Raw genomic sequence first — 26,294 nt, forward strand, 5'->3', positions numbered from 1 at the left:
TCCCCATTCAAGTAGCGAGAACGCAGTACAAAATTGGCTGGGGCTTTCTGAGAGAGCAATTTTTTATGCGGATGGGTATTAGAACAAACGCATGTATTACCCTCTTTTTTAGTCTTATTTCCCGCAAATTCACAACAACATTTGACGCCGGTCAAGTATTCGCTCAGGCAAATTCCTAAACTACAGAGGCATAAACTGGATGACATTGTCAAATCTGTCATTGTCTCCAGACATTACATTCTATAACAGAAAACGGGAGTACTTGAGTAATGAATATTAACGAAATTATGAGTATCGATGTCAAAACCTGTATGCCGAGCTCAAACCTACAAGACGTCGCAGGGCTCATGTGGAACAACGATTGCGGTGCCATACCTGTTGTCAATGAGCTAAATATCCCCCTGGGTATAGTCACCGACCGGGATATAGCCATGGCGGCGATGTTAAACCAGAAACCATTGTGGGCATTAACCGCAGCTGAGATAATTCAAAATCAAAATTTGTGTAGTTGCCAGCAAAATAATTCTTTGCAAGAGTGTTTAAATATGATGAAAGAAGAAGGCGTGCGCAGGGTGATAGTCACCAATGCCGATGACACCCTAGCGGGCATTGTGTCTATTGGCGATGTGCTGGCCTTTACCGGCAACTCAATTAGCAGAGGCAAAAAGCAGGCGGCTCAAATCAAACACGAACCAGTATTGAGTATGTTAAAGCACGTTAGCGCACATCGTATGCAGCCACAACAACCTCTTGCGCAGATGGAAAAGAATAGTGAGTAATAGTGAGTAAAGAATAAGACTTATCGCCATAAGTCATGACCCTCTCAGTGAGAGTGTAGGAAGGAAGATAGGCAGGCAGCTAGGAAGGCAATAAAGTGAAAGCGGGCCGTCCGTTAAGCGGCCTTACTACTTGTTATTTTGGGAAGCAGCAGTTATGTGCTGCATTCCCACGACTTAAAAGGGATAAACATGACTGACTTTATGAATATTTTTATCATGATTTTAAAAGCATCCAGTCAGTCAGCCCAGCCATCTTAATCATCTCAGTCAACTGCGACCTACACCCCCATATTACTCAGAGTCACCATAATATTATTCAGAATACCGGCTACTCTAGGGTGATCTTGCTCAAAGGTGGAGACCATATTCTCAACTTGATCCACCAAGGTTTGTGGATCGCCTGCGACCAACTTGGGCTCATTTAGCTGCAGTTCTATCTCTGCGATAAGCCCCATCAATTTATTTTTATCATCATCTGGTGCATGTAAGTCACCAATAGTGCTATTCAATTGCTCTAAATATTCTCTAAGTTGCTGGCGTTCCACGTCAATCTCCTGTGTGATGTAGTGGGCTAATCATAGCATTAATGAATGCTTAACCATTAACCTGCGTCAATAAACAATAAAATCATCAATGTCAGTTTCAATTGCCGCATTGCTTGCCATTTGCCCCAAGAATAAGCCATTTTTAGCTAGAATTTGACATGCAGAAACTCAGTGGCGGTGCCACAAGAGATTGGAATGAGTGAATTATCCTAGCTGAGCAGTTAATTTTGGATGGCGAAAAGAAAATTAATCTGCTTAATTTGGATCTGACCTTTTTATGTTTAATGAAATATTACTCGATGATCATTTTCGACATATCAGACACTAGCTCTGCGCCATCACCTGTTTCAATGAATGTAAATGCAATATCACCAGCGATAAACTGACATTCCTTTCGCTCACGGATACAAGCCCTAACACTATATATATCGAAAGGAGGAGCCGGAGTCCAATTTGATGCATTCAATATATTCTTTGAGATAAGAAAATGGTGAAGGCTTTTATGCGTATTCCCCCCCAATGCAGTGGACATGTTTTGGCCCAAAGATAATTTGCCTAGGGGCAGTAATGTTTCACTTTTAAAATTTGCGGTTGCGTTATCATAATCAGCAATCCAATTTGATGACAATTTTATGTCCATATTAATGGCGTGTGAAAGCGATTTTGCAGCCGCAAAATTAATGTTGAAGAAAATGAGTTCTAGCCTAAGGGCATCAACAGCGTGTGAATACTCAAACTTAAAAACTAAATCTGCTGCAATGGTTAATTCACCCTCTTGTTCAAAAAAGCGCAGCACTCGTATACATCGTTCTTTAATGCTTATTTGCCATTTCTTATTATCTGTTTTTGGAATAGGGGTGAGATGATAAAAGCCATCTATGGAGATTTTAGTTGAGTATGTTGCCAAAAATGCAGAGGTTTCATTTGCTACTATTTTGGCACCGACTTTTTTTAAAGCTGCGATTACGTCAATCTCCAGCAACTCGCCACTCACCGCCGAGCCTCTGGAGCCAACGACAACAATCTCCTCAATTTTGTCGGAAGGATCTTCCTTAAACACGTCATACTCTCTGACTACCAAAGGTACGTTGCATACCTCATTCAGTTCATCAGACAATGCGGCTATATAGTTTTGGGTTTCGACATCCCCATGCAAAACAGCAAGGGTGATACTGCCTTCAGTTTTACTTGAATTGTCTACTCCTTGTATAAAGGAAAATCCAGAAATGGAATAGATAAAGTAAAACATGTAGATAGAAGCCAGAGCCAGACCTGTTTTTAAGAACGGCGACCACACCTTAGCAATCCATTTACGATACGTAACGTGTTCACTTCCCATGAATAACCCATTCCTTTTTGAATTCAGGATTAAAGAGACATTCAACTCGGTGAACTGAACAGTCTTTAACTGAGAAAAAGTATTGATGAGGTTCTTTTAGTCGAAAAGAGATGTTACCGCAAGCCAAGATGGCTAAAAAAACAACCGATACACTGCTGCGACCCCGATACCCAAGCTAATATTCTAAACATACATAAATCAACCACCACGACAGGTTGATTTGACCACTTGATTTTCGAGCCCTTGATTTATGGTGCCGTTATGTTGGACTTTTTTTACACAATAAAAAGTAGACTAAAGTCGCATTTACTTATTGCATTTATATTAGTAAGGAGTAGTTTAAGTCCCTGATAAGTAAAAACTTACTTTTAAAAGTCGTCGGTAAGGAAACAAAAGATGTTAGTCCATGGACTATAGCCCACGTCAGCAGCGCCATCGAGGCGAACCAAAAAATCATCTCCATCATTTGTCACTGCCAGTGCACCGAGCGTTATGCTGGTGGCAGCGCGCTGAGTCTTGCCAGAACGACCTTGACGATCAATTTATCCTTCTGTGGTTCGTCTTTAATGCTAGCAACAACATGTTTGCACATAATTGATAAGGTAAAAATTGAGAATGGTAGTGGTAAGGGATAATACAAACATACGGTACAGGATTATTGAGTTACTCAGCTATTGGGAAGGGCTGGTTAACACCACTCAACTCATGGAGCACTTTTCCATCAGCCGCACTCAGGCACAAAAGTACTTCAAATCCTATCAGGTAGACTATCCCGACAACCTTATCTATGACAACCGACTCAAGGGTTTTAAGCCCAGTGAATATTTCACATCCCACTGCATAAGTAGCGATGTGAGCGAATATTTAGACTGGTTAAATAATACCGGTCAGCTCGCTGCACCTATGCACAATACACGTTTCACCAATGCATCTTTAAGTCTGCCAGTGAGACAAGTATTACCCCAAATTATGCGTGGCCTAGTCAGTGCCATAAAGCATCAAAAGCGACTCGAGGTTGACTATGTCTCGCTCGCCAATCCCAATGGCGAAGGGCGTATTATTCAGCCCCACATATTTGTTAAAACAGGCCTGCGCTGGCATTTGCGAGCCTTTGACGAAAAACATCAACAATTTAGAGACTTTGTATTAAGCCGGTTTCGTGGGCAACCCGAAATATTAGATAACGCCACACATAAAGCCGCGCAGGACATAGCATGGAACAAAACTATTGAGATGATTTTTTCAGCAGACAGCAGACTCTCACCAAATAAAAAAAACGTCATTGAACAAGATTATCAAATGCAAGACGGCAAGCTAGTCACTAAAACACGGGCAGCACTGGCCCAATATTTACTGCAAGACATGCAGGTCAATATCAAATTTCATGACGCCATCCCAGAAGCCCAACAACTCATACTGGTTAACTATAACGACATAAAACAATGGTTATTTAATGCTTAGTCGTGGGTTTTTCGGCAAAACCTGACCACTTTGTTTACTGGTTTTATTTCAGGGATTGTGTCAATTCAGGGATAAGTCAGAATTGAAAAAAATAACACAAACCGAAGTCTGAATATATTTTGCATAATGGATTAAGGAGTACCATAAAAAGTGAAAGATTTATCACCATCAGATCTTAAAACCATTTTGCATTCCAAACGGGCGAATTTGTATTACCTGGAATATTGCCGGGTGATGCAAAAAGACGGGCGAGTGTTGTATCTCACTGAAGCCCTCTCTTCTCAAAAGACAGGGGAGAATCAGTATTTTAATATCCCTATCGCCAATACCACAGTGTTGCTTCTGGGCAACGGCACATCTATCACCCAAGCAGCAGTAAGAATGCTCGCCCAAGCGGGCGTATTACTTGGATTTGCTGGTGGTGGTGGCACACCGCTCTATATGGGCAATGATATCGAGTGGATGACACCGCAAAGTGAATATCGGCCAACGGAATATATCCAAGGATGGTTGTCGTTTTGGTTCGATGATGCAAAACGCTTGCAGGCAGCAAAGCAATTCCAGGTAGCAAGAATTGAATACCTGTTGCGCGTTTGGGGCAAGGATCGGGATCTGAGTGCTGAAGGATTTACGACGGATAACGCCGATATTAAAGCAGCATTAAACCGTTTTAACACACGCACCGACTTAGCGGTTAAACCTTCTGAACTGTTATTGACCGAAGCACAGCTGACCAAGGTGTTATACAAATTTGCCGCTAAAAATACGGGAGTCACAGACTTTAGTCGCCAGCATCAGAGCACCGACAAAGCCAACGATTTTCTTAACCATGGCAACTATCTAGCCTACGGCTTAGCGGCTTGTACATTGTGGGTATTAGGCATACCCCATGGTTTTGCCGTGATGCACGGTAAAACCCGCCGCGGGGCACTTGTTTTTGATATAGCCGATTTAATCAAAGACGCCATTGTACTGCCCTGGGCCTTTATCTGCGCCAAAGAAAATGCCACAGAACAAGAGTTTCGCCAGCAAGTGCTACAAAAATTCACCGACCACAAAGCGCTGGATTTTATGTTCGAACAGGTCAAAAAAGTTGCGTTGCAAGAGCAGAAAGAATGAAATTATACCTAATTCAATGGAAAGAAAAGCTGAGCTTTAAGTCGTCTGCAAGGTTTTTTAATCTGCGATCATTTGTCCACAAAAAGGTGTTAGTACTGAGTAACGTTGACGCCAGTAAATGTAGATCAATAAAACCAATGCCTTTACCAAACAAGCTGTGTTTTTCTAAACAGTGCAAGGCCTCTTGATGCGTAGCATGGTTAGCATGTGGCAAACTTTGCCACAATTTGATGATGGACAAACGATTTCGCAAATTGCCACAAGCCAGTTCACCAACAATCATAGGATGCATGCAGACTTGCCCATTTATCAACAATTGGCTCAGCACATCATCTTTTTTACGAATGTGATCAATCCACACAGAGCTATCGACCAAAACCATTATTCAGTCATTTCGCTCTGGCGACGAGGGCTCAATTGTGCCGACGGATCAGTACCGCCCAATAAAGCCAAACGTCGTGCGCTTTCACGCTCAATTAAAGCTTTTAAGCCCTCTCTCATTAAAGCGGTTTTTTCTTTTACACCCGTCAACTCAACGGCTTGTGCAAATAAGTCATCATCGATATTTAAGGTTGTACGCATATTTATATTCCTCAGGCATCAATATAGTCATCAGTATATGCCTATATTGATGCTTATCGCAAAAAATAAACACCACGAGCGTCTTATGCCAGAAAAAGAAGGTGAACAGCCATGATGGTCACCTTTGTCAGCCAATGCGAAAAAAACGCCCTCAAGAAAACCCGCAGAGTACTAGACGCCTTTGCCGACCGCATAGGCGACAACACCTGGCAAACCCTGATCACCGAAGACGGCCTGCTCACCATTAAAAAAATGCTCCGCCAAACGGCCAGTAAAAGTACTGCGGTGAGTTGCCACTGGATACGCAGCCGTGCACGTAGCCAGTTTTTGTGGGTGGTGGGTAGTAGGCATAAGTTTAATGAATTGGGCGTGGTGCCGGTAAATAGTACCAAACGTACTTTGCTGAATACAGATATTGAAAATGATTGGCACTACTTGCCATTAATTAAAGCCTTGGTTGGATTAGCCGCCTTATTACATGATTGGGGCAAAGCAACGGCTTTATTTCAGGAAAAACTCAATCCTGTGAATAAAATGGGCTTTAAGGGTGATCCGATCCGTCATGAATGGATTTCCCTGTTGTTATTAAATGCGTTTATTCAGTCAACGGACACTAGTTCAGACGAAGTTTGGTTAACCCAGCTTAGTAATGGGGTGGTTAATGAAGATACTCTTAAACAACAGGTAAAACAAAACGAGCTGCAGCCCTTGAGTAAATTGCCGCCAGTTGCCAAGTTAGTCGCCTGGCTCATCGTTTCTCATCATCGTTTACCGTTGCCGGATAAAGAAAACTGGAACAATTACACAGCGGAATCAGCCGACTCTATTGATGTCATGCTCAGCAGAATTACTAAAGAGTGGGGCTATGAAAATCGATTTGATGAAATAGAATATCAAAAACGACTAATTGAATGTTTCAGCTTCCCTAAAGGCTTAATAAGCAATTCGAAGCCCTGGCTCAGTCAGATAAAAAAATGGTCGCTGCGATTGTTAACCAACCAAAAGCAAGCCACAGAATGTATAAATGATGGTAGTTATCGCGTAGTCATTAACCATGCTCGACTGTGTTTGATGTTGGGAGACCATTATTACTCATCACAGCAAGCAGATAAAAAATGGCAGGATACAACAGGCTTATTTGCCAACACTGATCGTGCAACTAATCGCTTAAAACAAAAATTGGATGAGCACTTAGTCGGAGTAGCGAGAAGTGCCTTACAGACGGCCCATTTGTTACCCGCATTTGAACGGGAGCCACCCGTCGCACAAGACATAAATAGTTTAAGAAAACGCAGTCCTAAACCTTTTGAATGGCAAGACAAAGCCGTAGATAAAATCCTTGCTTGGCAGCAAGAGACTGCCAAGCAGAGTAAGCTGAAATTCGGCTTTTTTACTGTCAATATGGCCAGCACCGGTTGTGGTAAAACATTTGCCAATGCCAAAGTGATGCAAGCCTTATCAAACGACACTAAAAGCTTACGTTTTATTTTAGCCCTTGGTTTGCGTACGTTAACCTTGCAAACGGGTGATGAGTATCGTAATCGTGTTGGTTTAGATAACAGCGAACTAGCGGTACTAATTGGTTCTCGTGCCGTCATGGAATTGCATCAGCAAACAAAGATAGATCAAGACGACCAGAGTTTTGAAAACACCGGTTCTTTGTCACAAGAGCCGTTGCTGGGTGAGGAGCTGGACTACGACTGCGCCATACCCGAACAAGGTTTAAGTACAGTATTAACGTGCGAGCGTGATAAGCAATTTCTCTATGCACCAGTTCTGGCTTGTACTATTGATCATCTAATGGCCGCGACTGAAACTAAACGCGGTGGCCGTTATATCTTGCCAACACTGCGGCTTATGTCCTCTGATTTGGTCATCGATGAAATTGATGATTTTACTGGTGATGATTTAATCGCCATTGGACGCTTGATTCATTTGGCAGGTATGCTTGGCCGTAAAGTGATGATTTCATCGGCGACTATACCCCCTTATCTTGCCGAAGGTTATTTTAAGGCTTATAGAGATGGTTGGAAATTATATTGCCAAACTCGGGATGCCAGCAATGTTATCGGCTGCGCCTGGATAGATGAATTTTCGACTAAAGTCAGCACTAACAATAACATTGAAACGCCCTCTGCCATATTGGAATATAGAGAAGAACATACCCAATTTATTGAAAAACGTGTAGCAAAACTTCAGCAACAACCAGCCAAACGCAAAGCCGATATTACTGACTGTCAAAGTATTATTGAAGATCATCAGGGGCAAACTCATCGCCAGCAAGAGGTAATTGAAAGTAAACAAACAGCCTATTTTGAGTTGATTGCACAAAGTACTCTTAACAAACATCAGCAACATCATTATTACGATGAACGCAGCGAAACTAAGGTGTCGTTTGGAGTGATTCGAGTTGCTAATATTTCGCCATGTGTTGACCTCACCCAATATCTGTTAGAAAAAGACTGGCCTGAAAACACAGAAGTCAGAGTTATGGCTTATCATAGTCAACAAGTGTTGTTGCTACGCTCTTTACAAGAAAGGCATTTAGATCTGGTTCTTAAACGCAAAGAAAAGCAATGTGAAATTCCCGCAGCCTTGAATGAACCTGTTATTCGCCAGCATTTAACTATCATAAAAAATCTATCTCCAAAGATTGAAAATGTTCTATTTATATTGGTGGCAACACCGGTTGAAGAAGTTGGCCGTGACCACGATTTTGATTGGGCGGTGATCGAACCTTCATCTTATCGTTCTATTATTCAGTTGGCAGGAAGAGTTAAGCGGCATCGGCAAGGGGAGGTTTCTGAGCCGAATATTGCCTTGATGCAATATAACTGGAAGGGTATACGAGATCATCATGATGAAAATGCCAAGGTATTTAATCGGCCAGGTTTTGAAGACCTTATTCGTTTAACAACTCATGACATAAAACAGCTTATTGATGTCAATCTCATCGCTCAACGTTTGGATGCCATTCCTCGTATTCAACAGTCAGCGCAATTAACGGCAAATTTCCTACGAAATTTAAATCAGGCCTCCAGCTTAGCTGAACTTGAACATGCCGCCACTTGGCATTGGCTGGCAAATTACAAAAATTCTGGCGATAAAGCGCAAGTAGGCCCCCAAACTTTGCAGGGCTGGTTAAATCATCATTGGTTTTTAACTGCCTTGCCTCAAGCATTAGCACCATTTCGGAAAAGTGCACCGAGCCTAAGGGTGTTTTTGGTGTTTGATGAACATCAGCAAACGAGCCGGTTTTGTGAAAAAAATGAGCAAGGCTTTGCCATTGAACGGGAGGGGCCACTTAATATACAACGAATAACATTAAGTGAACAAGCGCAGCAAAGATTATGGATAACACGGGATTTTGATCAAAGTTGTAAGGCGTTAGTCGATGATCAGTATCTTAGTCAAAGAAGAATTTCATTGCGGTATGGGGAGTTAAGCTTCCCCCACGATGAGAAAAAACAGTATGGCTATAACGACCAATTGGGATTGGTAAAAATTTAATAGGAGGGTTTATGGTAGACAAAGAAATAACGGCTTTTTTCGACGAACGAAAAACCTCATGGTTAAAGAAAAATATTTCAGCAACGATGTCAGAAGTGGATGTGCGAGAGAAAAAATTAGAGTGCGAATCTGTTTTTGCACTAAAGCATTGGCTACCCAATGCGGCCAGTAGAGCAGGGCAGATCACTATTTCAACACACCCTTGTACATTTAGTCACCCCAGTTCACGTAAAAATAAAAACGGCTATGCCAGTTCTATTATTGCTAATAGCAAGAGGGTAAATGATGGATTTTTAAGGAGTGGAAATGTCGCAGTCGATGCAGATGCTTTAGGTAATGCTGCCGCGTTAGACGTATATAAATTTTTAACTCTGGTGATGGGAGACGGGCAAACTTTAATCGAACATCTGGAACAAGATACTGATCTAGCATTAAGTTTACTTTCATTATCCAATGCTGATGAAAGTCAAAATTACCAAAAGCTAAAACATGGCTTTTTGGCAATGACGACTGGTGCTGACGAAAGTATTACCAGCTCCAAAATAAAACAGGTCTTTTTCCCTGTAAAAGAACAATCTAATGGCAATCCTACAGACGTTAATAATTATCACCTGCTGTCTATTTTGACTGCATCAGGAATGGTATTTGAATTAAGAAAGCGCCTTGATGGGATGCGCTTTGGTGATGCTATAAAACTTGCGCGCGACAAAAAAAAGAATAATCAGCAGCACGAAGGTTATTGCGAAATTTATAATTTAACCACTATTGGTTACGGTGGTACAAAACCACAAAATATTAGTGTGCTAAATAACCAGAATGGGGGCAAAGCTCATATGTTTATGAGTGCACCGCCGCAATTAAAAAATCGCAATATACACTTTCCTCATACAGACTTTTTCAGTCAAACCGTGAATTATTTCCAATGTAAAAATCAGTTTTATCAGTTGCATAAACTCTATAGTCGTGACGATAACAATATGCATATACGGGCTGAGCGTGATGAGTATTATCAAAGTGTGATTGATCACATTATTGAAAAAATGTGGCAGGTACGTAGCATCGCACTTGAGCAATATAACTCATCAGCAAACCAATTACAGTCGTCACAAAAAACATGGTTGTGCGAAGACGAATCCAGCAAAACGCTGCGAGATACCACAGATGATTGGTTGGACGGAATAGTTAAATCAGTGTCCATTTTCTTATTTTATGGTTATGAAAAAATACTGGGTAAAAAAGCCGTTAAATTCAGTGATGTTGAGCATATATATATCCAGCAGTTGGTGTTGTTAAATAAGGAGGCATTGCGATGATAGGCGAAGTTAAAAAATTACTGATTATCCCTCACATTAAAGTGCATAACGCTAACGCACTATCAAGCCCGTTCACCATAGGTTTTCCAGCAATGACAGCTTGGTTAGGTGCGGTGCATGCTCTGCAACGTAAGTTAAACGCGCAAGATATCTCAGTTGTTTTTTCAGCCACAGGCGTGGTGAGCCATGATATGGATTTGCAAACCTACAAAGGTGACAACGACTTTGTGCGTTCGATTGTGGGCACAGGTAATCCCTTGGACAAAACTGGTTCGAGATCAGCATTCATCGAAGAAGCGCGTTGTCACCTTGATGTGAGTTTGGTTATTCAATTCGACAACATCACTATTGATGAACGTGAACAGATGTTAACTGCCATCAGTCATTTACTTCATGCCAGCATGAAAATCGCAGGGGGGGATATTAAGGCCTTTCAAGCCCCATTTTGTATCAATTGTAAAGAAGGTGATGATCAAGATTTACGTAAAGTACAACGGATTTTAATGCCTGGCTATGCGCTAATTGAGCGCCGAGATCTGATGCTAGACGCAATGTCTAATGGCTCAGACGCCCTAGACTCATTGATTGATTATCTTGCCATTCATCATAAGTGTGAAACAGATGATGACGGCAATGTAACGTGGAGCAGTTATCGCAAAACACTGCACAATAAACCCGCGGGATGGATAGTACCAATCGCCACCGGATTTCATGGCATCAGTGAATTGGGTGATGCTAAAAACCAGCGGGATCCAGTCACGCCTCATCGCTTTGCAGAAAGCATCATCACCTTAGGTGAATTTAAAATGCCTCACCGGATTAGATTTATCGAAGACATATTGTGGCGTTATCACAGTGAGGGCGATCTGTACCTTTGCCAACAAAATAAACACGCAACTTCAAAGAATGAACTTGATTCAGAGTCAAGTGCAATCGAATCTGAATTTTAATTCAATCAACATTCAACACAAGTAAAGGATATTTAACATGGCTAAGAAAGACAACATTGCATCGGTATTGGCATTTGAAAAAAAACTAGTAACCAGTGACGGTTATATGTATGGCACAACGTGGGATAAGCGTAGTCAAGTAACGCCCCTTGCTTTAATAGAAAAATCGGTTCGAGGAACTATATCAAATCGCTTGAAGCCAGCTATTAAAAGTGACCCAGCAAAGCTTAATGCGGAAGTTGAAAAAGCAAACTTACAACGTGTTGATGCTTGTGCATTGGCACCAGACCAAGACACCTTAAATCTACAATTTACCATAAAAGTTTTAGGTGGCATTACTAAGCCATCAGCTTGTAACAATGCATTGTTTAAACAAAGTTATAGTGCAGCTGCCGGTGGGTATATTACCAGTCAGGCATTTACTGAGCTGGCACGGCGTTATGCAAGCAATATCGCCAATGCGCGTTTTTTATGGCGTAACCGTGTAGGTGCTGCGAATATTGAAGTACAAGTAAATGCAAAAAACAGCACGGTAAATGAGACGTGGCTTTTTGATGCAACACAATTTAATACCCGTAATTTTGATTTTAATGATGATGGTATCAACCAATTAGCTGGGCATATAGCCACTGCTCTTGCCAGTGAAGATAACTTTTTATTGTTGGATATAAGTTGTTTTGTGCAAGTGGGTAAAGCGCAGGAAGTGTATCCCAGTGAAGAATTAGTACTGGATAAAGGAAAGGGCGAGAAAAGTAAAATTCTTTATGATGTTAATGGGATTGCAGCCATGCATTCGCAAAAAATTGGTAATGCCTTGCGAACTATCGACACCTGGTATCCTGAATTTTCTGATCCTGAAACTAGCGCGGGTCCGATTGCCATCGAACCTTACGGCGCAGTAACCAACTTGGGTAAAGCTTATCGAACGCCTGCTGCGAAACAGGATTTTTATACTTTTTTTGATGTTTGGGCTCGCGGTGAAAAACTATCGCGTGTAGAAGATGAGCATTATGTGATGGCTACGTTAGTTCGTGGTGGCGTGTTTGGCGAAAGCGATAAATAAGGGGATGATATGAAATATTATCTCGACATAACCTTACTACCAGACGCAGAAGCCAACCTTGGTTTCCTCTGGCAAAAGGTATTTCAGCAAGTACATATTGCGCTGGTGGATAACAAAGTAGGTGACAACGAATCAGCGGTTGCCCTCTCTGTTGTGGGCTATGGCGATAAAGCCTTTCCCTTAGGCAACAAACTGCGCTTGTTGGCGGCCAGTGAAGATATATTGCAGAAATTGGATATGCAACGTTGGCTCAATAGGCTAAGTGATTACTGTCATCTGTCATCGATTAAACCGGTGCCTGCTGAGGTCAAGCAATATGCTCGGTTTAATCGTAAAAATGTGAAATCTATTGAGAAAAAAGCGCAACGCCGCGCCGTACACTTAGCTAAATCCTACAATGAAGTTTTGGCTTATCTGATTGAAGAGGGTAAATCTAAAGAGTGTAAATTGCCCTTTATCAACGTAGAAAGTCAAGAGTCTAAAAAGCAATCAGGGCAGGGCGTGTCCTGTCAGTTTTTACTCTTCATCGAAAAAACTCTTTTTGATGAAGCCGTGAACGGTAAGTTTGATTGTTATGGTCTATCTAAAACTGCCACCGTACCTTGGTTTTAGTGCCAGAACACTAGCTGTTAGTTGATGCTTTAAAAATAACCCGCCGTATATGGCGGGTTATTTTTTCTATGGGTTCAACTTACCCAATTGACCAATAAAAATCGCTCTTTAACAATAAGCAATAAAATCATATAGTTATCACAAGCCGAAAAAACATTGGTAAAAATGCCCATTTACCTCTATCTGCTTGTGTACGCCCAGCATGGGCACGAACTAATGAGGTGAAAGTCCTCTGTAGGAAGATCACCGTTTATATAACTTACCGTTATTAAACGTTAACTACTAGCGAATGGCAAGGGCTTAGCCGCGAGGCTTGGTCTGGAGGAAGCCGGACGCAAATTTGCGAGCTGATGAACAAGAACATCATATGAGGCGTAGGCTAGAGGTGAGTTGGCACAAGACGACGAAACCACGTGATCTAATGGCCACCGTAAATGATGCAGCAGTGCAAAGAAAGTTCATGCTTTTATCTGGGGAGATCTGCTTAACAAGCGATCGGTAACTAACCAGTGAGGCTCTGGTATACAAGTGCCTTGGCTTTTCAGTGTCATCGACTGGAAAGAGCAAATAGATGAAAACCGATAGCGCATAACGGTGTAAGCCGTCATGTGATTAAGCAGAAGTCAGCAGACGACATATTAGCCAAATGCCCATCGTAATGGTTGGGACACGGTGAAGGTCCGAACATTTAGAACAAAGGAGGAGCCTTGTCAGACTTGAATACACGAATGCCGTCCGGTAGTGACGTGACTCAGCGTACCGACAAGCAGCCAGCCTTTAGTGCAGATCTACTTGGGCTTATTCTTCGTCCAGCCAATATCTTGGCTGCATGGAAACGAGTTCGAGCCAACAAAGGGGCCGCTGGCATTGATGGGATGTCCATTGATGACTTCCCCGCTTGGGCAAAGGATGGAAACTGGAAACGTATTATGTCTGAGCTTTGCTCAGGTCAATACCAACCTTCACCCGTTCGGCGTGTGGAAATAGATAAACCAGATGGCGGTAAACGTCAGCTAGGTATCCCGACCATCGTTGACCGAGTGATCCAACAAGCCATTGCTCAAGTCCTTACGCCTATTTTCGACCCGACCTTCTCAGACAACAGTTTTGGGTTCAGGCCAAATCGAAATGGGCAACAAGCGGTGAAACAGGTACAAAGCATCATTAAAACGGGTCGCCGTTTTACAGTCGATGTTGATCTGTCTAAGTTCTTTGACCGCGTTAATCATGATTTACTTATGACGCTCCTTGGCTACAAAGTGAAGGACAAACGTCTACTTAAATTGATTAAACGTTATCTGCGAGCTGGGGTTATCGATAACCAGCTTTACGTGGAGAGCCGAGAAGGAGTACCACAAGGCGGGCCGTTGTCACCCTTGCTGTCCAACATCATGCTCGACCCTCTGGACAAAGAGCTTGAGAAACGAGGCCATCAGTTTGCCCGATACGCGGACGACTTTACCATTTTGGTAAAGACGCCGCGTTCGGGCAAGCGTGTGCTGAGTAGTATCAGCAGGTTCCTGTGTCACCGTTTGAAACTGGTCGTTAATACGACCAAAAGCCACGTCGTTAAAACCAGTGAAAGCAAATTCCTTGGATTCACATTCAACAGAGGACGCATTCAATGGCATCCGAAGACTTTGCTGAAGTTTAAACAGCAAGTTCGGCGGTTAACGAACCGTAACTGGGGCGTGTCTATGCATTATCAACTCTTTAAAATCAGTCAATATTTACGAGGCTGGATAAACTACTTTGGTATCGCTAATAGCTATCAACGATGTGTAGACTTAGATCATTGGATCAGGCGCAGAGTGAGAATGGCGTATTGGCGGCAGTGGCGAAGACCACGTACCAAAGTCAGAAGTTTAATGAGATTAGGTGTGCATGTACAAGCTGCGGTTGCGTGTGGCATTACCAGTAAAGGGCCATGGCGTAGTGCGAAAACTCCGGGGATCAATCAAGCCTTATCGCTTGATTACTTAAAATCCGAAGGGCTTTATTCGTTACGTGATGGTTGGATTGCGCTTCACTATCCTAAATGAAACGCCCTGTGCGGAGCCGCATGCAGGGTGTTGTGGGGGCTGAGGGTTAGAGACCCTTGGCTACCCGATTGTAACTTATTTTTTTACAGTTATTCTATTGTTCACTGCCGCACAGGCAGCTTAGAAATACAGTTAAGATTAATTAGTAAAAAGCTAGCAGTTCACTGCCGCACAGGCAGCTTAGAAACTACTATTTATGGAAGCTTTAAAGGTGATTTAGTTCACTGCCGCACAGGCAGCTTAGAAAATTAGGTGCATTAATTCCAAAGCCTGATTAACGTTCACTGCCGCACAGGCAGCTTAGAAATGCTTATAATACTCAATTGTCATAACTTACTCGTTCACTGCCGCACAGGCAGCTTAGAAATTATACGATTGATTTATTCGGGGGTCTGTAATGTTCACTGCCGCACAGGCAGCTTAGAAACAAAAGTATCAAATATTACCGCGCAAATACTTGTTCACTGCCGCACAGGCAGCTTAGAAACATTTAAGCTTACATCTAAAGACAGGAAGTTTGTTCACTGCCGCACAGGCAGCTTAGAAAACTACCAAGTAAGCGCGGATTACAATAGTAAAGTTCACTGCCGCACAGGCAGCTTAGAAAAGCAAATGATATGCCCGCCAGCAAAAAGAAAAGTTCACTGCCGCACAGGCAGCTTAGAAAAACACAAGTCATAGTGTTGTTTCATTGATGTAGTTCACTGCCGCACAGGCAGCTTAGAAAAGCAAATGATATGCCCGCCAGCAAAAAGAAAAGTTCACTGCCGCACAGGCAGCTTAGAAAGCTTGTATTGAACGCCACAAACTCCGCAACAAGTTCACTGCCGCACAGGCAGCTTAGAAAATCATCATTGTATCCATGACATGCTATGCCGCGTTCACTGCCGCACAGGCAGCTTAGAAATTGTCCGTCCATCAGTGTCACGCTGTCGCCATGTTCACTGCCGCACAGGCAGCTTAGAAAAAAGGCTGGCGACATTAATCTATAGTTTAGATGTTCACTGCCGCACAGGCAGCTTAGAAAAGGTTAGCCCGTGAATGTGCCGATACAGTAATGTTCACTGCCGCACAGGCAGCTTAGAAATGTAGGCATCATTTGTGCTGTATAGGATTCGTGTTCACTGCCGCACAGGCAGCTTAGAAATGTCACCTGACACGCTTGCATCTTCCATTCTTGTTCACTGCCGCACAGGCAGCTTAGAAAGAATGGCGCTTACAATATTGATGTTGTTTACGGTTCACTGCCGCACAGGCAGCTTAGAAATACAAAGAATTTGCGCGTTTGCATATTGAAAAGTTCACTGCCGCACAGGCAGCTTAGAAATACAAAGAATTTGCAAGGGCGCACATTGAAAAGTTCACTGCCGCACAGGCAGCTTAGAAAAAGCATGATTAAGGGCCAAGGTTCGCACAATCGTTCACTGCCGCACAGGCAGCTTAGAAATTTAATTACTGGGCTTGGTTTGAGTACGCTGTGTTCACTGCCGCACAGGCAGCTTAGAAATGATGAGAGTCTTTCACATATTTCATCTGCAAGTTCACTGCCGCACAGGCAGCTTAGAAAGTCCAGCCGTTGCCTAACATTTTATATTGTTGGTTCACTGCCGCACAGGCAGCTTAGAAAAGAAACACACAAAAACAAGTCTAAAAGTAAAGGTTCACTGCCGCACAGGCAGCTTAGAAATCTATAGTGATAACTCCCTCTATAGTGATAACGTTCACTGCCGCACAGGCAGCTTAGAAATGATTTGATTGCAGCAGCAACGCATGTGTTGCGTTCACTGCCGCACAGGCAGCTTAGAAAAACGCCGACCTGAGGCTGCGCACCGATAGCCAGTTCACTGCCGCACAGGCAGCTTAGAAAGGCCCACTCACTCAGTTTTACGCCTGATTTGAGTTCACTGCCGCACAGGCAGCTTAGAAAATATATCGCTTGGTTACTTGCTTATGATTAGCGTTCACTGCCGCACAGGCAGCTTAGAAAAAGTATGATCAGCTCAATACAAGAGAGGTATCGTTCACTGCCGCACAGGCAGCTTAGAAAAATAATAAAATTATTAATAAACATATACACTAGTTCACTGCCGCACAGGCAGCTTAGAAAAGCAACTATCTAACCAGCAACTATCTAACCATGTTCACTGCCGCACAGGCAGCTTAGAAAACGATTCAATGACCTTGGTGCGCCTAACGGTAGTTCACTGCCGCACAGGCAGCTTAGAAAATTTAAGTAAATAGTGCCCACCGCGCCTAAGCGTTCACTGCCGCACAGGCAGCTTAGAAAAAGCCAAGAACGACTCCGAAATTGGTGGTGATGTTCACTGCCGCACAGGCAGCTTAGAAAGTTTGACCCTGACGCTGGACTAACGGTACTAAGTTCACTGCCGCACAGGCAGCTTAGAAACATAGCAATAATGGCCGTGAACGGCAGAGTAAGTTCACTGCCGCACAGGCAGCTTAGAAATCAACCTAACCGTTGGGGCTTTTTAATGTGTGGTTCACTGCCGCACAGGCAGCTTAGAAAGCGAATAGTAGCCTCACCAACTGCCAAAGCCTGTTCACTGCCGCACAGGCAGCTTAGAAATGTTGATGTATCGAGTGATGTATCTGACGGCTGTTCACTGCCGCACAGGCAGCTTAGAAAACCAGTGCAGGGCATTATTTGCATTGATGAAAGTTCACTGCCGCACAGGCAGCTTAGAAAGTCAGGGTCGCGCAGTATAGTTGAAAATTCTTGTTCACTGCCGCACAGGCAGCTTAGAAAGAATGGCAAATCTAATGTTCAAGATGCCGTAGGTTCACTGCCGCACAGGCAGCTTAGAAAAGCATGTCAACATCTGAATTAAATTTAGAATCGTTCACTGCCGCACAGGCAGCTTAGAAACTACAATAATATCCATCAATAATTCTCCAATTGTTCACTGCAGACCCAATTTACAGGGACACCCATTGCAGACCCAATTTACAGGGACACCCATTATAAATCAATTTACAGGAATTTACAGGGACACCCATTATAAATTGACTGCAGACCCAATTTACAGGGACACCCATTATAAATCAATTTACAGGAATTTACAGGGACACCCATTATAAATTGACTATTTACCCATTATCAATTTACAGGGACACCCATTATAAATTGACTATTTAATAACCTGTTCTATATTTTAAGATACGGATTGTTAACTAAGTGGGTACCCCATGACCCAAAAACGAGAGAGTTTGGTGTGTTTGTCGGATACACCTTATTACCACTGCGTATCCCGTTGTGTGCGTCGGTCATTCTTGTGTGGTGTGGACAGTTATTCTGGTCAAAGCTTTGAGCATAGGCGGGCATGGGTAGAAGAGCGTCTGTTGTACTTGTCATCAGTGTATGCAATTGATATATGCGCTTATGCCGTGATGAGTAATCATGTACATGTGGTCGTACATGTTGACGTAGATAAAGCACAAGGGTGGAGTGATAAACAAGTCATTAGCCTGTGGCATACTTTATACAAAGGCACCTTGATTACGCAAAAGCGTATGCGAGATGAGACCCTTAGTCCGGGTGAGGAAGTGACGTTACAAGATACAATCAAAGCGTACCGAAGTCGTTTACATGACATCAGCTGGTTTATGCGCAACCTCAATGAATTTATTGCCCGCGAAGCCAACAAAGAAGATGGCTGTACGGGTAGATTTTGGGAGGGGCGTTTTAAATCTCAGGCCTTGTTAGACGAAAGTGCGGTGTTAGCGTGTATTAAATCAATTTACAGGGACACCCATTATAAATTGACTATTTACCCATTATAAATTGACTATTTAATAACCTGTTCTATATTTTAAGATACGGATTGTTAACTAAGTGGGTACCCCATGACCCAAAAACGAGAGAGTTTGGTGTGTTTGTCGGATACACCTTATTACCACTGCGTATCCCGTTGTGTGCGTCGGTCATTCTTGTGTGGTGTGGACAGTTATTCTGGTCAAAGCTTTGAGCATAGGCGGGCATGGGTAGAAGAGCGTCTGTTGTACTTGTCATCAGTGTATGCAATTGATATATGCGCTTATGCCGTGATGAGTAATCATGTACATGTGGTCGTACATGTTGACGTAGATAAAGCACAAGGGTGGAGTGATAAACAAGTCATTAGCCTGTGGCATACTTTATACAAAGGCACCTTGATTACGCAAAAGCGTATGCGAGATGAGACCCTTAGTCCGGGTGAGGAAGTGACGTTACAAGATACAATCAAAGCGTACCGAAGTCGTTTACATGACATCAGCTGGTTTATGCGCAACCTCAATGAATTTATTGCCCGCGAAGCCAACAAAGAAGATGGCTGTACGGGTAGATTTTGGGAGGGGCGTTTTAAATCTCAGGCCTTGTTAGACGAAAGTGCGGTGTTAGCGTGTATGGCCTACGTTGACCTCAACCCCATTCGTGCCAAGATGACCAGCACTCCCGAAACCTCCAAACACACCAGCATTCAAAAGCGCATTAAAGCTGTTAAACAAAAGCGCAGGCAGCCCCGTCAACTTATGCCCTTTGTGGGCAACCCTAGACAAAATATGCCCAAAGGCATTGCCTTTAGCCTCAAGGATTATTGCGAATTAGTGGATACCACAGGCAGGTGTGTACGAGAAGACAAAGCCGGGCACATAACGCATAGCCATAGCCCGATATTGGCGCGTCTAGGCCTAAACAGTGAACAATGGCTCACGCTTGCGACCGAATTTGAAAAACACTTCTGCTACGCCGCAGGTGCCGAGCAAATGATGTGTGAATTTAAAGCCCATACTGGCCATCAACGGATGCGTGGCATGGGCAAAGCAAAAACCTTGTTACGCTGCGCATAACCTCATAAATTCATGATGCCAAATACCTAAATGGCATAACCGTGCCTTAAATTCAGATACGCCCGCATTATTCTACTTTTTTTCATCTAAACAACTGAATACCTTAAACAGAGTTAACAGGAGAAGAGTTAACAGGACAGGCATGGTAATGGGCATGCGACACTTAAGAGTTGTACATGCATCGGTTATGCCAACGCTAATTAGTGGCAATACCAATGCGCCTACAATCATGATTGCAGAACGCATATCGGATCTAATCAAACAGCAGTATGCATGATCCCGCCGATGATCTTATTTACCAACACAAAATATTTAATTTAGCATTTGCAGCGTCGCCCATTTTCAAATTTTCGCAAATCATATCTTGCCAACCATTTGGGCCACAAAGAATAACGATGCTAGATCCAATAGCTTGTGTAATTTCGTTTAAATGTATGCCACTTAATCTTTCAGTTCTAAGCTCCCCTGGAAAGCCATCTGGCACACTCGTATTTTGACCACTTAAAAAGCAAGTCCAATTTAAAAGCTTAGGATTTTCTTTTTTGAGTTCAATAAGCTCATCTTTCATAATTTGATGTTCGAAGGTTCTATCACATGTTATCAGCTTCACATGCTTTGATTGATTACTGATTATATTTTTAGCTAACTGATATATAGGAGTAATACCAGTGCCAGCAGAGATAAGATATATATTATTTTTAGTTAATTCATAAGCTTTATTATTAACAGAATCAATTATGGATTTATTCTTAACACAATAATATTTACTACCATGTGGACCAAATAGTGCAAGTACAGAGCCGTCTTTTCTACTCGCTAAATATGATGATGCGGTCATATAATGCTCATTAGTATATTTTTTAATGCGCAGAGCAATTAATGTTTGATCTGTTTCAGGCAAGTATTTGTGCCAAATAGGCGTATATTTGCGACTTAATGAATCATTAACTTGTATAAGAATATGTTGACCAACATTAAGATAAATAGGCATTTTAGTGCGAATGATGAGTTCATAACCATCGGTACTAATTTTATTGCAAGATAGCACCCGATTATTTAAATCAAGTCTACTGCCACCTTTACCATTAAGCTGCTTGCGCTCTAACTTATTACTTAAGTACATGAAAATTGCACACAGCAGAATAATAGTCGCTGAAAAATAATAATATAAATAATAATCAAGGACTAGATCATCAGGTATCGCTTTATAGGTCGCCACTAATAATATTGGACCCCATATTAGGTACTTATTAACTTTTATTGTTCTTAGGTATAAACAAACTGCAGCAATAGCGATAACAAGTGAAATTTTGATTGGCGCAATTATAAGGAAAAATGGAACTGCATAAAACAATAAGAATGTATAAATTTGATGATATGCATAAGGAGAAATTAAGTTTTTCCTTGTTAGGGTCATCAAAAATGCAGCCCCTTGAATTGCAGGCAAAGTAAAAAACACTGACTCATAAGTGCCAAATATACAAATAACAGATGCGAGATATTGTGCAAATGCATATGATAATTTATGAATGTTTTGCCTTATAGGTGAGCAGTCAGGCCAATATGGCATTGAATCTGTCGTTTTATATCTATCATCACTAGCCGTTAAACGATCAGATATGATGTCAGATGAATAAAAACAAGAAATGACAATTAAACAAATTATAAACTGCTGTATTTGAGGATCAGCAATAATGAGATCAACAATCATTACCAACACTGCTCGCAATGCAAAGCAGATACTATGAGCACGAAACATGCTATGAATCATAGGTTTGTTTTGATTGGCATGTTTAGGAACATGAAATATCAAACTAGAAAGGCTTAAAAACCCATGGCATATTGCAAAAAGTAACATAAGCCAAACAGGAAACATGGTCTCCATAGTTAAACCAAAATAACTATTACCAAATAAGGTATCACTAGATTCAAACACCATCACTGATGAGCGCATAAATATATGCACAAGAATCAACAGGCCAAATATTTTATGAAAGAAAAAAGGATCTTCATGAGTCATCAATTTGTTCTTGATATGAAGTAATTTTTGATGAAAAACTGAAAGATTTTTATCTACTTCTAACTCATTTATATTTGTATTAGCAACATAGCCAACAACATATTCTTTAAGTAATTCTCTTGCATCACTAGAATGGCCTATTTTTTCAAATTCTTTTGTCGCATCCTGACGATTATACTTTAATAAAATTTCACCACCACCTGGGTGTAACTTCAGAAATTCTGTTACATCACAAACATAACCATTGAAAATAATAACCACCCTAGATGCAGGCATAGTTTTAATTTGCTCAAGATTAAATTCAGGTAATTTTTCATGATCCATAATTGAAAATAAGGTGCAGTTTGAATATGGGTAAAATAAACCATAAGCCTGATCTATACAACAGGCATTGATTTTATTGGGATTTGGCTGATTGAACTAAATGGTGGGACAGGCTTATGGTTTATTTTATCTATATTTTGTTTATGAAACTCTTACTTAATATGCAAACACGGCTGTTTTATGAATGCTTAACTTTAGTTATTCCAAACTTAAATCTCACCACAAAGGAGCATGGCTAATACTCGACTTAGTGATGCCTGGCTTGCTCATTATTAACTTAATTTGGCTGTTGTTTGACGGATTATTAGCCACCCAAGGCTGTCGAAATTGCAGGGACACCCAGTGCGCCGAGATAAATCGGTAGAAGATCGGAGCGGAGGCCGCCCAGGATGCAATTCCTCTACTTGGTATGGTAAAACTATCGGGGTCAGCATAAACTATCGGGGTCAAACAACTATCGGGGTCAAGAACAAAGTTAAATTAACTCTTACGCCATCCAAGTTTCCTGCCAGGCGGCAATGTATGTAAACACTTCCGTGACCCCACACTTCCGGGGCAGGCCATTCAGATGACGAAAAAAATAAATCTGTTTAATTTGGAGCTGACCCCATTTAACCCCTAAGTCTTATGTTTCATAGTTCGGTTCCGCAGGCAAATTAGAGGGTCTGTACGCCGCCATGTTCTCAATACGCTTCTGGGTTGAAGAATGCACTGCAGCTGATTGGGCTATTGAACGTTTTTTTGAACCAAAAGCCTTCCAGATCCCATCGTATGAATTGTGCAACTCTGCGCAAGGGTCTCTTTTAAGTTGTTTGACGGCACTCGTTTTACACCTCAGGCCATGCTTATAGCCACGATCGATCATCCATTGCAATGGGATATCAGACAGCCCACATTCAGTATACCCGCCACCGATATCTGCGTGTACTCCGGAGAACCACACCTGCTTAACACGCGATTCGTTAAGCCATTTTAGGACCGGGAAAAACTTTCGTTTTTCATCGATTGCCATTGCGTGGTAGCCGGCAACAACGCACGCAGGCAGTTTGTGGTCGTTAAAATCTTCATCGGTGGTTGTTTTCACTGTGTCCCAGACACCCAGCATTTCCAGCGGAATATCGAAAAAAACACCTTTATTCTTTAACTCATCAGCACTGCTAACGTCACGCTTCAGATAAAGCTGCCAGGCAAGCTCAACATCACCTGCTTTTTTTGGTATACCGCAATATGAAATCAAACCGGCCAAGCGACGGGCGGCATAAGAACCTCTGCTGAAACCAAAAATAAAGACTTTATTTTCTTCTCTTTTCCACTTTTTGTCCGCAAACCGTTTTCTCAAGAAACGATATGCTCCGAGAATCTACCGATCCAACCCTTTACCATAAATACCACCGGGAAGGGCTTCCCAATGCGCAGTACCGACACCCTCTTCATAATGTGTTAGCTGATTTTTCCCCGTGCATGCGTTCAACAATTTTGCGACATTGGTGAGGGCTGATGTATCTGTATCATTCCAGGTACCATCACAGCCAATAATTAAATTCCGGATTTTAGTCACTTTAATATTTCCTTAAAATTATTTTATTGACCCGGGATATAAACGTCTTCATCACCCACTAGAACCGATGCACCGTCGCACCACCATTGGGCAGTCTGTGGCACATAGAGTCCCAGAGACACAACCGACACTAACGCATATACTAAGTTGGTATGGTATCGCACACGGTAGAGGCCTCTATTATTATCGCATTTATCCACCGGAGGTTGTGACCAAACAAAGTTGTAATATGTGCCGTGTACGGTATGTGTTCCTGTTTTTGACTGGGCTGTTTTTTGACCATCACCTTCAATTGTCATCGTGGCGCATCCGGCCAAACTCCCAATGATGCAACAGAGCAACACCGGTCGAATTATATTTCTCATATTCCCTCTTCCTTTGAGTAGTAATATCTCACTAAGTGAGCTTAGCATTCGAAACAGAGTTTAATTTGGATTAAACCTTCTATTTACTCGAACCAATGGGACAAGACGTTGAAACGTAGTGGTTGCCGAAGTTAACAGGAAAACTATGATAACAGGTTTCAAAACAACTAAATTTACGTTCAGTTATCGTAGCTGTCCCGCTAAGTCCTGTATGCATCGCATCGCTAACGCACGAGATCCAGCGCCCAAAATATTTCTCTTTTTTTCTACCCTACTGCTTACACCTTCGCGGTGCAACCTAAAGTCTCCCTTTGGCTACATTAATTTTGAATGGGTAAAAAGAAATAAAAGGGGCAAATCCAAATTAAACCATTAACCAGTCACCCATAATAACGATCGGCTAAAAAAATTAGTTTTTCGATTTATTACGATGGGTATCTTTATAATTTCGAAGGTAAATTACTTGAAGCTATTCGCTTCAATTCGAATAAGGGAATGGCCATTGGTAATGAGTAATTCAAGCAAGAGATAGAAGCCTTAACAGGCAGAAGAATGAAAGATAAAAAAATGGGTCGCCCAGCCCACCCACAGAAAAAGAGAAGCTAACTGGGGTGTAGGAATTAAGTTGAACCTGACTCCCGTTTTATTTATGTTATTGATATATGCACAACAAAGTGTGAAAGTGTGTGCACATAAAATGCACGTGCACAAAAAACAGCTTTTGTTAGGCACTTATACCAATAAGCATAAGATTGAAGGTAATAGAAATTGAATTGTGATTATAATTTTATGCCACTTGAGCAACTAGGTGACATAGAAAGCAAAGCAGTATTAAAAGCCACAGCCAAGGCTCACCAAGCTTTAGGTGAACTAAAAGGCCTAGCGGTGACTATGCCTAACCAATACTTGCTGTTAGCCACGCTTTCGTTACAAGAAGCCAAAGAAAGCTCTGAAATTGAAAACATCATTACCACCCAAGATGATTTGTATCGTAGCAACTACCAATCTCAGCAATTTTTATCCACCAGCGCCAAAGAAGTACACAACTATGCCCAAGCCTTAGAAACGGGTTATAACACCATTATTAAAACCGGCTTGCTCACCAATAACACTATTATCGACATTCAACGCATTATCGAAAATAACGACGCTGGCTTTAGAACTCAAGGTGGTACGCAGCTGGTTAATCAACAAAATGCACAAGTAGTGTATACCCCACCGCAAACCGGCCAGCACATAATCGAATTAATGGGCGACCTAGAAAACTTTATTAATAATGATGAGTTGTGTGATTACGACGAACTCGTCAAAATGGCGCTAATACATCACCAATTTGAAAGCATTCACCCGTTTTACGATGGCAATGGCCGAACCGGCCGTATTATCAATATTTTATATCTCAGTAAGCAAAAATTACTGGGTGCGCCCATTCTGTATTTATCCCGCTATCTTAATAAAAACAAAGCCCAGTATTATCAGTTATTACAAGGCGTGCGTGATAATAACGACTGGCAAGCGTGGTTACTGTTTATGTTAAAAGCATTACAAGTCACCAGCCAAGATACCTTAAAAACCATTAAAGGTTTAATTGCTTTAATGCAAAGCACCAAACAAACCATTAAAGCCCAATTGCCTAAAATGTATAGCCACGAGTTAATTAATAATTTGTTTATTCATCCTTACACCAAAGTCGAGTTTATTACCCAAGATCTCAACATACACCGCAACACCGCCAGTAAATATTTAAACCAACTGGTGGATATAGGCGTGTTAACCAAACACAAACTAGGCAAAGACAACTATTACCTAAACACACAACTTTATGCACTTTTATCCGATGAATAATACTTAGCTAAGCATTAGC

The 26,294-nt window shown here is 41.9% G+C and carries 17 protein-coding genes, 3 pseudogenes and 1 CRISPR repeat array; of the genes and pseudogenes, 13 read left to right on the plus strand and 7 right to left on the minus strand.

Annotated elements, in window-relative coordinates:
• Positions 1-269 precede the first annotated feature (269 nt).
• Complete coding sequence (locus tag CXF95_RS08770; RefSeq protein WP_101198317.1) at positions 270-779, plus strand: CBS domain-containing protein; 510 nt, start codon at positions 270-272, stop codon at positions 777-779.
• Between the two features lie 278 nt (positions 780-1,057).
• On the opposite strand, the gene CXF95_RS08775 is transcribed toward CXF95_RS08770, so the two are convergent.
• Positions 1,058-1,324, minus strand: coding sequence for a DUF4404 family protein (locus CXF95_RS08775; RefSeq protein WP_101198318.1), 267 nt, complete (start codon positions 1,322-1,324; stop codon positions 1,058-1,060).
• Between the two features lie 292 nt (positions 1,325-1,616).
• On the minus strand, positions 1,617-2,663 hold the full coding sequence (locus tag CXF95_RS08780; protein WP_101198319.1) for a hypothetical protein: 1,047 nt from the start codon (positions 2,661-2,663) through the stop codon (positions 1,617-1,619).
• A gap of 615 nt (positions 2,664-3,278) precedes the next feature.
• On the opposite strand from CXF95_RS08780, the gene CXF95_RS08785 reads away from it, so the two are divergent.
• Positions 3,279-4,124 (plus strand): WYL domain-containing protein, encoded by an 846-nt coding sequence (locus CXF95_RS08785; RefSeq protein WP_101198320.1) that lies wholly within the window; start codon positions 3,279-3,281, stop codon positions 4,122-4,124.
• Positions 4,125-4,274: 150 nt separating this feature from the next.
• Positions 4,275-5,243 carry a type I-F CRISPR-associated endonuclease Cas1f gene (cas1f, locus tag CXF95_RS08790; protein ID WP_101198321.1) on the plus strand — a complete coding sequence of 323 codons (969 nt, stop codon included), beginning with the start codon at positions 4,275-4,277 and terminating at the stop codon, positions 5,241-5,243.
• A 13-nt stretch (positions 5,244-5,256) separates the two neighbouring features.
• Here cas1f and CXF95_RS08795 read toward each other — a convergent pair whose 3' ends face one another.
• Both CXF95_RS08795 and CXF95_RS08800 read right to left on the minus strand, forming a co-directional pair.
• Positions 5,257-5,625, minus strand: a complete 369-nt coding sequence (locus tag CXF95_RS08795) for a type II toxin-antitoxin system VapC family toxin (protein ID WP_101198322.1) — start codon at positions 5,623-5,625, stop codon at positions 5,257-5,259.
• Entirely contained in the window at positions 5,625-5,825 is a 201-nt protein-coding gene (locus CXF95_RS08800; RefSeq protein ID WP_101198323.1) for a type II toxin-antitoxin system VapB family antitoxin, read from the minus strand. Before CXF95_RS08800 ends, CXF95_RS08795 begins: the two co-directional genes overlap by 1 nt.
• A 111-nt stretch (positions 5,826-5,936) precedes the next feature.
• On the opposite strand from CXF95_RS08800, the gene cas3f reads away from it, so the two are divergent.
• The 9 genes and pseudogenes from cas3f to CXF95_RS31390 all read left to right on the plus strand — a co-directional run.
• Positions 5,937-9,335, plus strand: a complete 3,399-nt coding sequence (cas3f, locus tag CXF95_RS08805; protein ID WP_101198324.1) for a type I-F CRISPR-associated helicase Cas3f — start codon at positions 5,937-5,939, stop codon at positions 9,333-9,335.
• 11 nt (positions 9,336-9,346) lie between these two features.
• Entirely contained in the window at positions 9,347-10,648 is a 1,302-nt protein-coding gene (gene csy1, locus CXF95_RS08810; RefSeq protein ID WP_101198325.1) for a type I-F CRISPR-associated protein Csy1, read from the plus strand.
• Positions 10,645-11,598, plus strand: coding sequence for a type I-F CRISPR-associated protein Csy2 (csy2, locus tag CXF95_RS08815; protein ID WP_101198326.1), 954 nt, complete (start codon positions 10,645-10,647; stop codon positions 11,596-11,598). Before csy1 ends, csy2 begins: the two co-directional genes overlap by 4 nt.
• 37 nt (positions 11,599-11,635) lie before the next feature.
• Entirely contained in the window at positions 11,636-12,661 is a 1,026-nt protein-coding gene (gene csy3 / locus CXF95_RS08820; RefSeq protein ID WP_101198327.1) for a type I-F CRISPR-associated protein Csy3, read from the plus strand.
• Positions 12,662-12,670: 9 nt separating this feature from the next.
• Positions 12,671-13,273, plus strand: a complete 603-nt coding sequence (cas6f, locus tag CXF95_RS08825; protein ID WP_101198328.1) for a type I-F CRISPR-associated endoribonuclease Cas6/Csy4 — start codon at positions 12,671-12,673, stop codon at positions 13,271-13,273.
• Positions 13,274-13,980: 707 nt separating this feature from the next.
• Positions 13,981-15,315, plus strand: coding sequence for a group II intron reverse transcriptase/maturase (gene ltrA / locus CXF95_RS08830; RefSeq protein ID WP_101197890.1), 1,335 nt, complete (start codon positions 13,981-13,983; stop codon positions 15,313-15,315).
• Positions 15,316-15,414: 99 nt separating this feature from the next.
• Positions 15,415-18,262: direct repeats of the CRISPR family, unit length 28 nt; unit sequence GTTCACTGCCGCACAGGCAGCTTAGAAA.
• 260 nt (positions 18,263-18,522) lie between these two features.
• Positions 18,523-19,065: pseudogene (locus tag CXF95_RS08835) on the plus strand (transposase); the annotation flags it as partial.
• A gap of 114 nt (positions 19,066-19,179) precedes the next feature.
• Complete coding sequence (locus CXF95_RS08840) at positions 19,180-20,163, plus strand: transposase (RefSeq protein ID WP_101198329.1); 984 nt, start codon at positions 19,180-19,182, stop codon at positions 20,161-20,163.
• Between the two features lie 127 nt (positions 20,164-20,290).
• Positions 20,291-20,440, plus strand: a pseudogene (locus CXF95_RS31390) (GMC oxidoreductase); the annotation flags it as partial.
• Between the two features lie 18 nt (positions 20,441-20,458).
• Here CXF95_RS31390 and CXF95_RS08850 read toward each other — a convergent pair.
• The 3 genes and pseudogenes from CXF95_RS08850 to CXF95_RS08870 form a co-directional block, all read right to left on the minus strand.
• Complete coding sequence (locus CXF95_RS08850; protein ID WP_101198331.1) at positions 20,459-22,507, minus strand: cytochrome b5 domain-containing protein; 2,049 nt, start codon at positions 22,505-22,507, stop codon at positions 20,459-20,461.
• Positions 22,508-23,132: 625 nt separating this feature from the next.
• Positions 23,133-24,065 (minus strand): annotated as a pseudogene (locus CXF95_RS08860) (DUF2235 domain-containing protein).
• Between the two features lie 23 nt (positions 24,066-24,088).
• Positions 24,089-24,430 carry a hypothetical protein gene (locus CXF95_RS08870; protein ID WP_157828111.1) on the minus strand — a complete coding sequence of 114 codons (342 nt, stop codon included), beginning with the start codon at positions 24,428-24,430 and terminating at the stop codon, positions 24,089-24,091.
• 768 nt (positions 24,431-25,198) lie between these two features.
• Here CXF95_RS08870 and CXF95_RS08880 point away from each other — a divergent pair.
• Positions 25,199-26,275: a Fic family protein gene (locus CXF95_RS08880; RefSeq protein WP_232787734.1), complete on the plus strand. Its 1,077-nt coding sequence runs from the start codon at positions 25,199-25,201 to the stop codon at positions 26,273-26,275.
• Positions 26,276-26,294: the final 19 nt, after the last annotated feature.

The sequence above is a fragment of the Paraglaciecola sp. MB-3u-78 genome (assembly GCF_002835935.1).
GTDB lineage: Bacteria > Pseudomonadota > Gammaproteobacteria > Enterobacterales > Alteromonadaceae > Paraglaciecola.

What these genes read in the sequence shown, in the direction of transcription:
- CXF95_RS08770 (WP_101198317.1), top strand. Translation starts at nt 270, where the DNA reads ATGAATATTAACGAAATTATGAGTATCGATGTCAAAACCTGTATGCCG.
- CXF95_RS08780 (WP_101198319.1), bottom strand. Translation starts at nt 2,663, where the DNA reads ATGGGAAGTGAACACGTTACGTATCGTAAATGGATTGCTAAGGTGTGG.
- CXF95_RS08785 (WP_101198320.1), top strand. Translation starts at nt 3,279, where the DNA reads ATGGTAGTGGTAAGGGATAATACAAACATACGGTACAGGATTATTGAG.
- CXF95_RS08795 (WP_101198322.1), bottom strand. Translation starts at nt 5,625, where the DNA reads ATGGTTTTGGTCGATAGCTCTGTGTGGATTGATCACATTCGTAAAAAA.
- CXF95_RS08800 (WP_101198323.1), bottom strand. Translation starts at nt 5,825, where the DNA reads ATGCGTACAACCTTAAATATCGATGATGACTTATTTGCACAAGCCGTT.
- cas3f (WP_101198324.1), top strand. Translation starts at nt 5,937, where the DNA reads ATGATGGTCACCTTTGTCAGCCAATGCGAAAAAAACGCCCTCAAGAAA.
- csy1 (WP_101198325.1), top strand. Translation starts at nt 9,347, where the DNA reads ATGGTAGACAAAGAAATAACGGCTTTTTTCGACGAACGAAAAACCTCA.
- csy2 (WP_101198326.1), top strand. Translation starts at nt 10,645, where the DNA reads ATGATAGGCGAAGTTAAAAAATTACTGATTATCCCTCACATTAAAGTG.
- csy3 (WP_101198327.1), top strand. Translation starts at nt 11,636, where the DNA reads ATGGCTAAGAAAGACAACATTGCATCGGTATTGGCATTTGAAAAAAAA.
- cas6f (WP_101198328.1), top strand. Translation starts at nt 12,671, where the DNA reads ATGAAATATTATCTCGACATAACCTTACTACCAGACGCAGAAGCCAAC.
- CXF95_RS08840 (WP_101198329.1), top strand. Translation starts at nt 19,180, where the DNA reads ATGACCCAAAAACGAGAGAGTTTGGTGTGTTTGTCGGATACACCTTAT.
- CXF95_RS08850 (WP_101198331.1), bottom strand. Translation starts at nt 22,507, where the DNA reads ATGGATCATGAAAAATTACCTGAATTTAATCTTGAGCAAATTAAAACT.
- CXF95_RS08870 (WP_157828111.1), bottom strand. Translation starts at nt 24,430, where the DNA reads ATGAGAAATATAATTCGACCGGTGTTGCTCTGTTGCATCATTGGGAGT.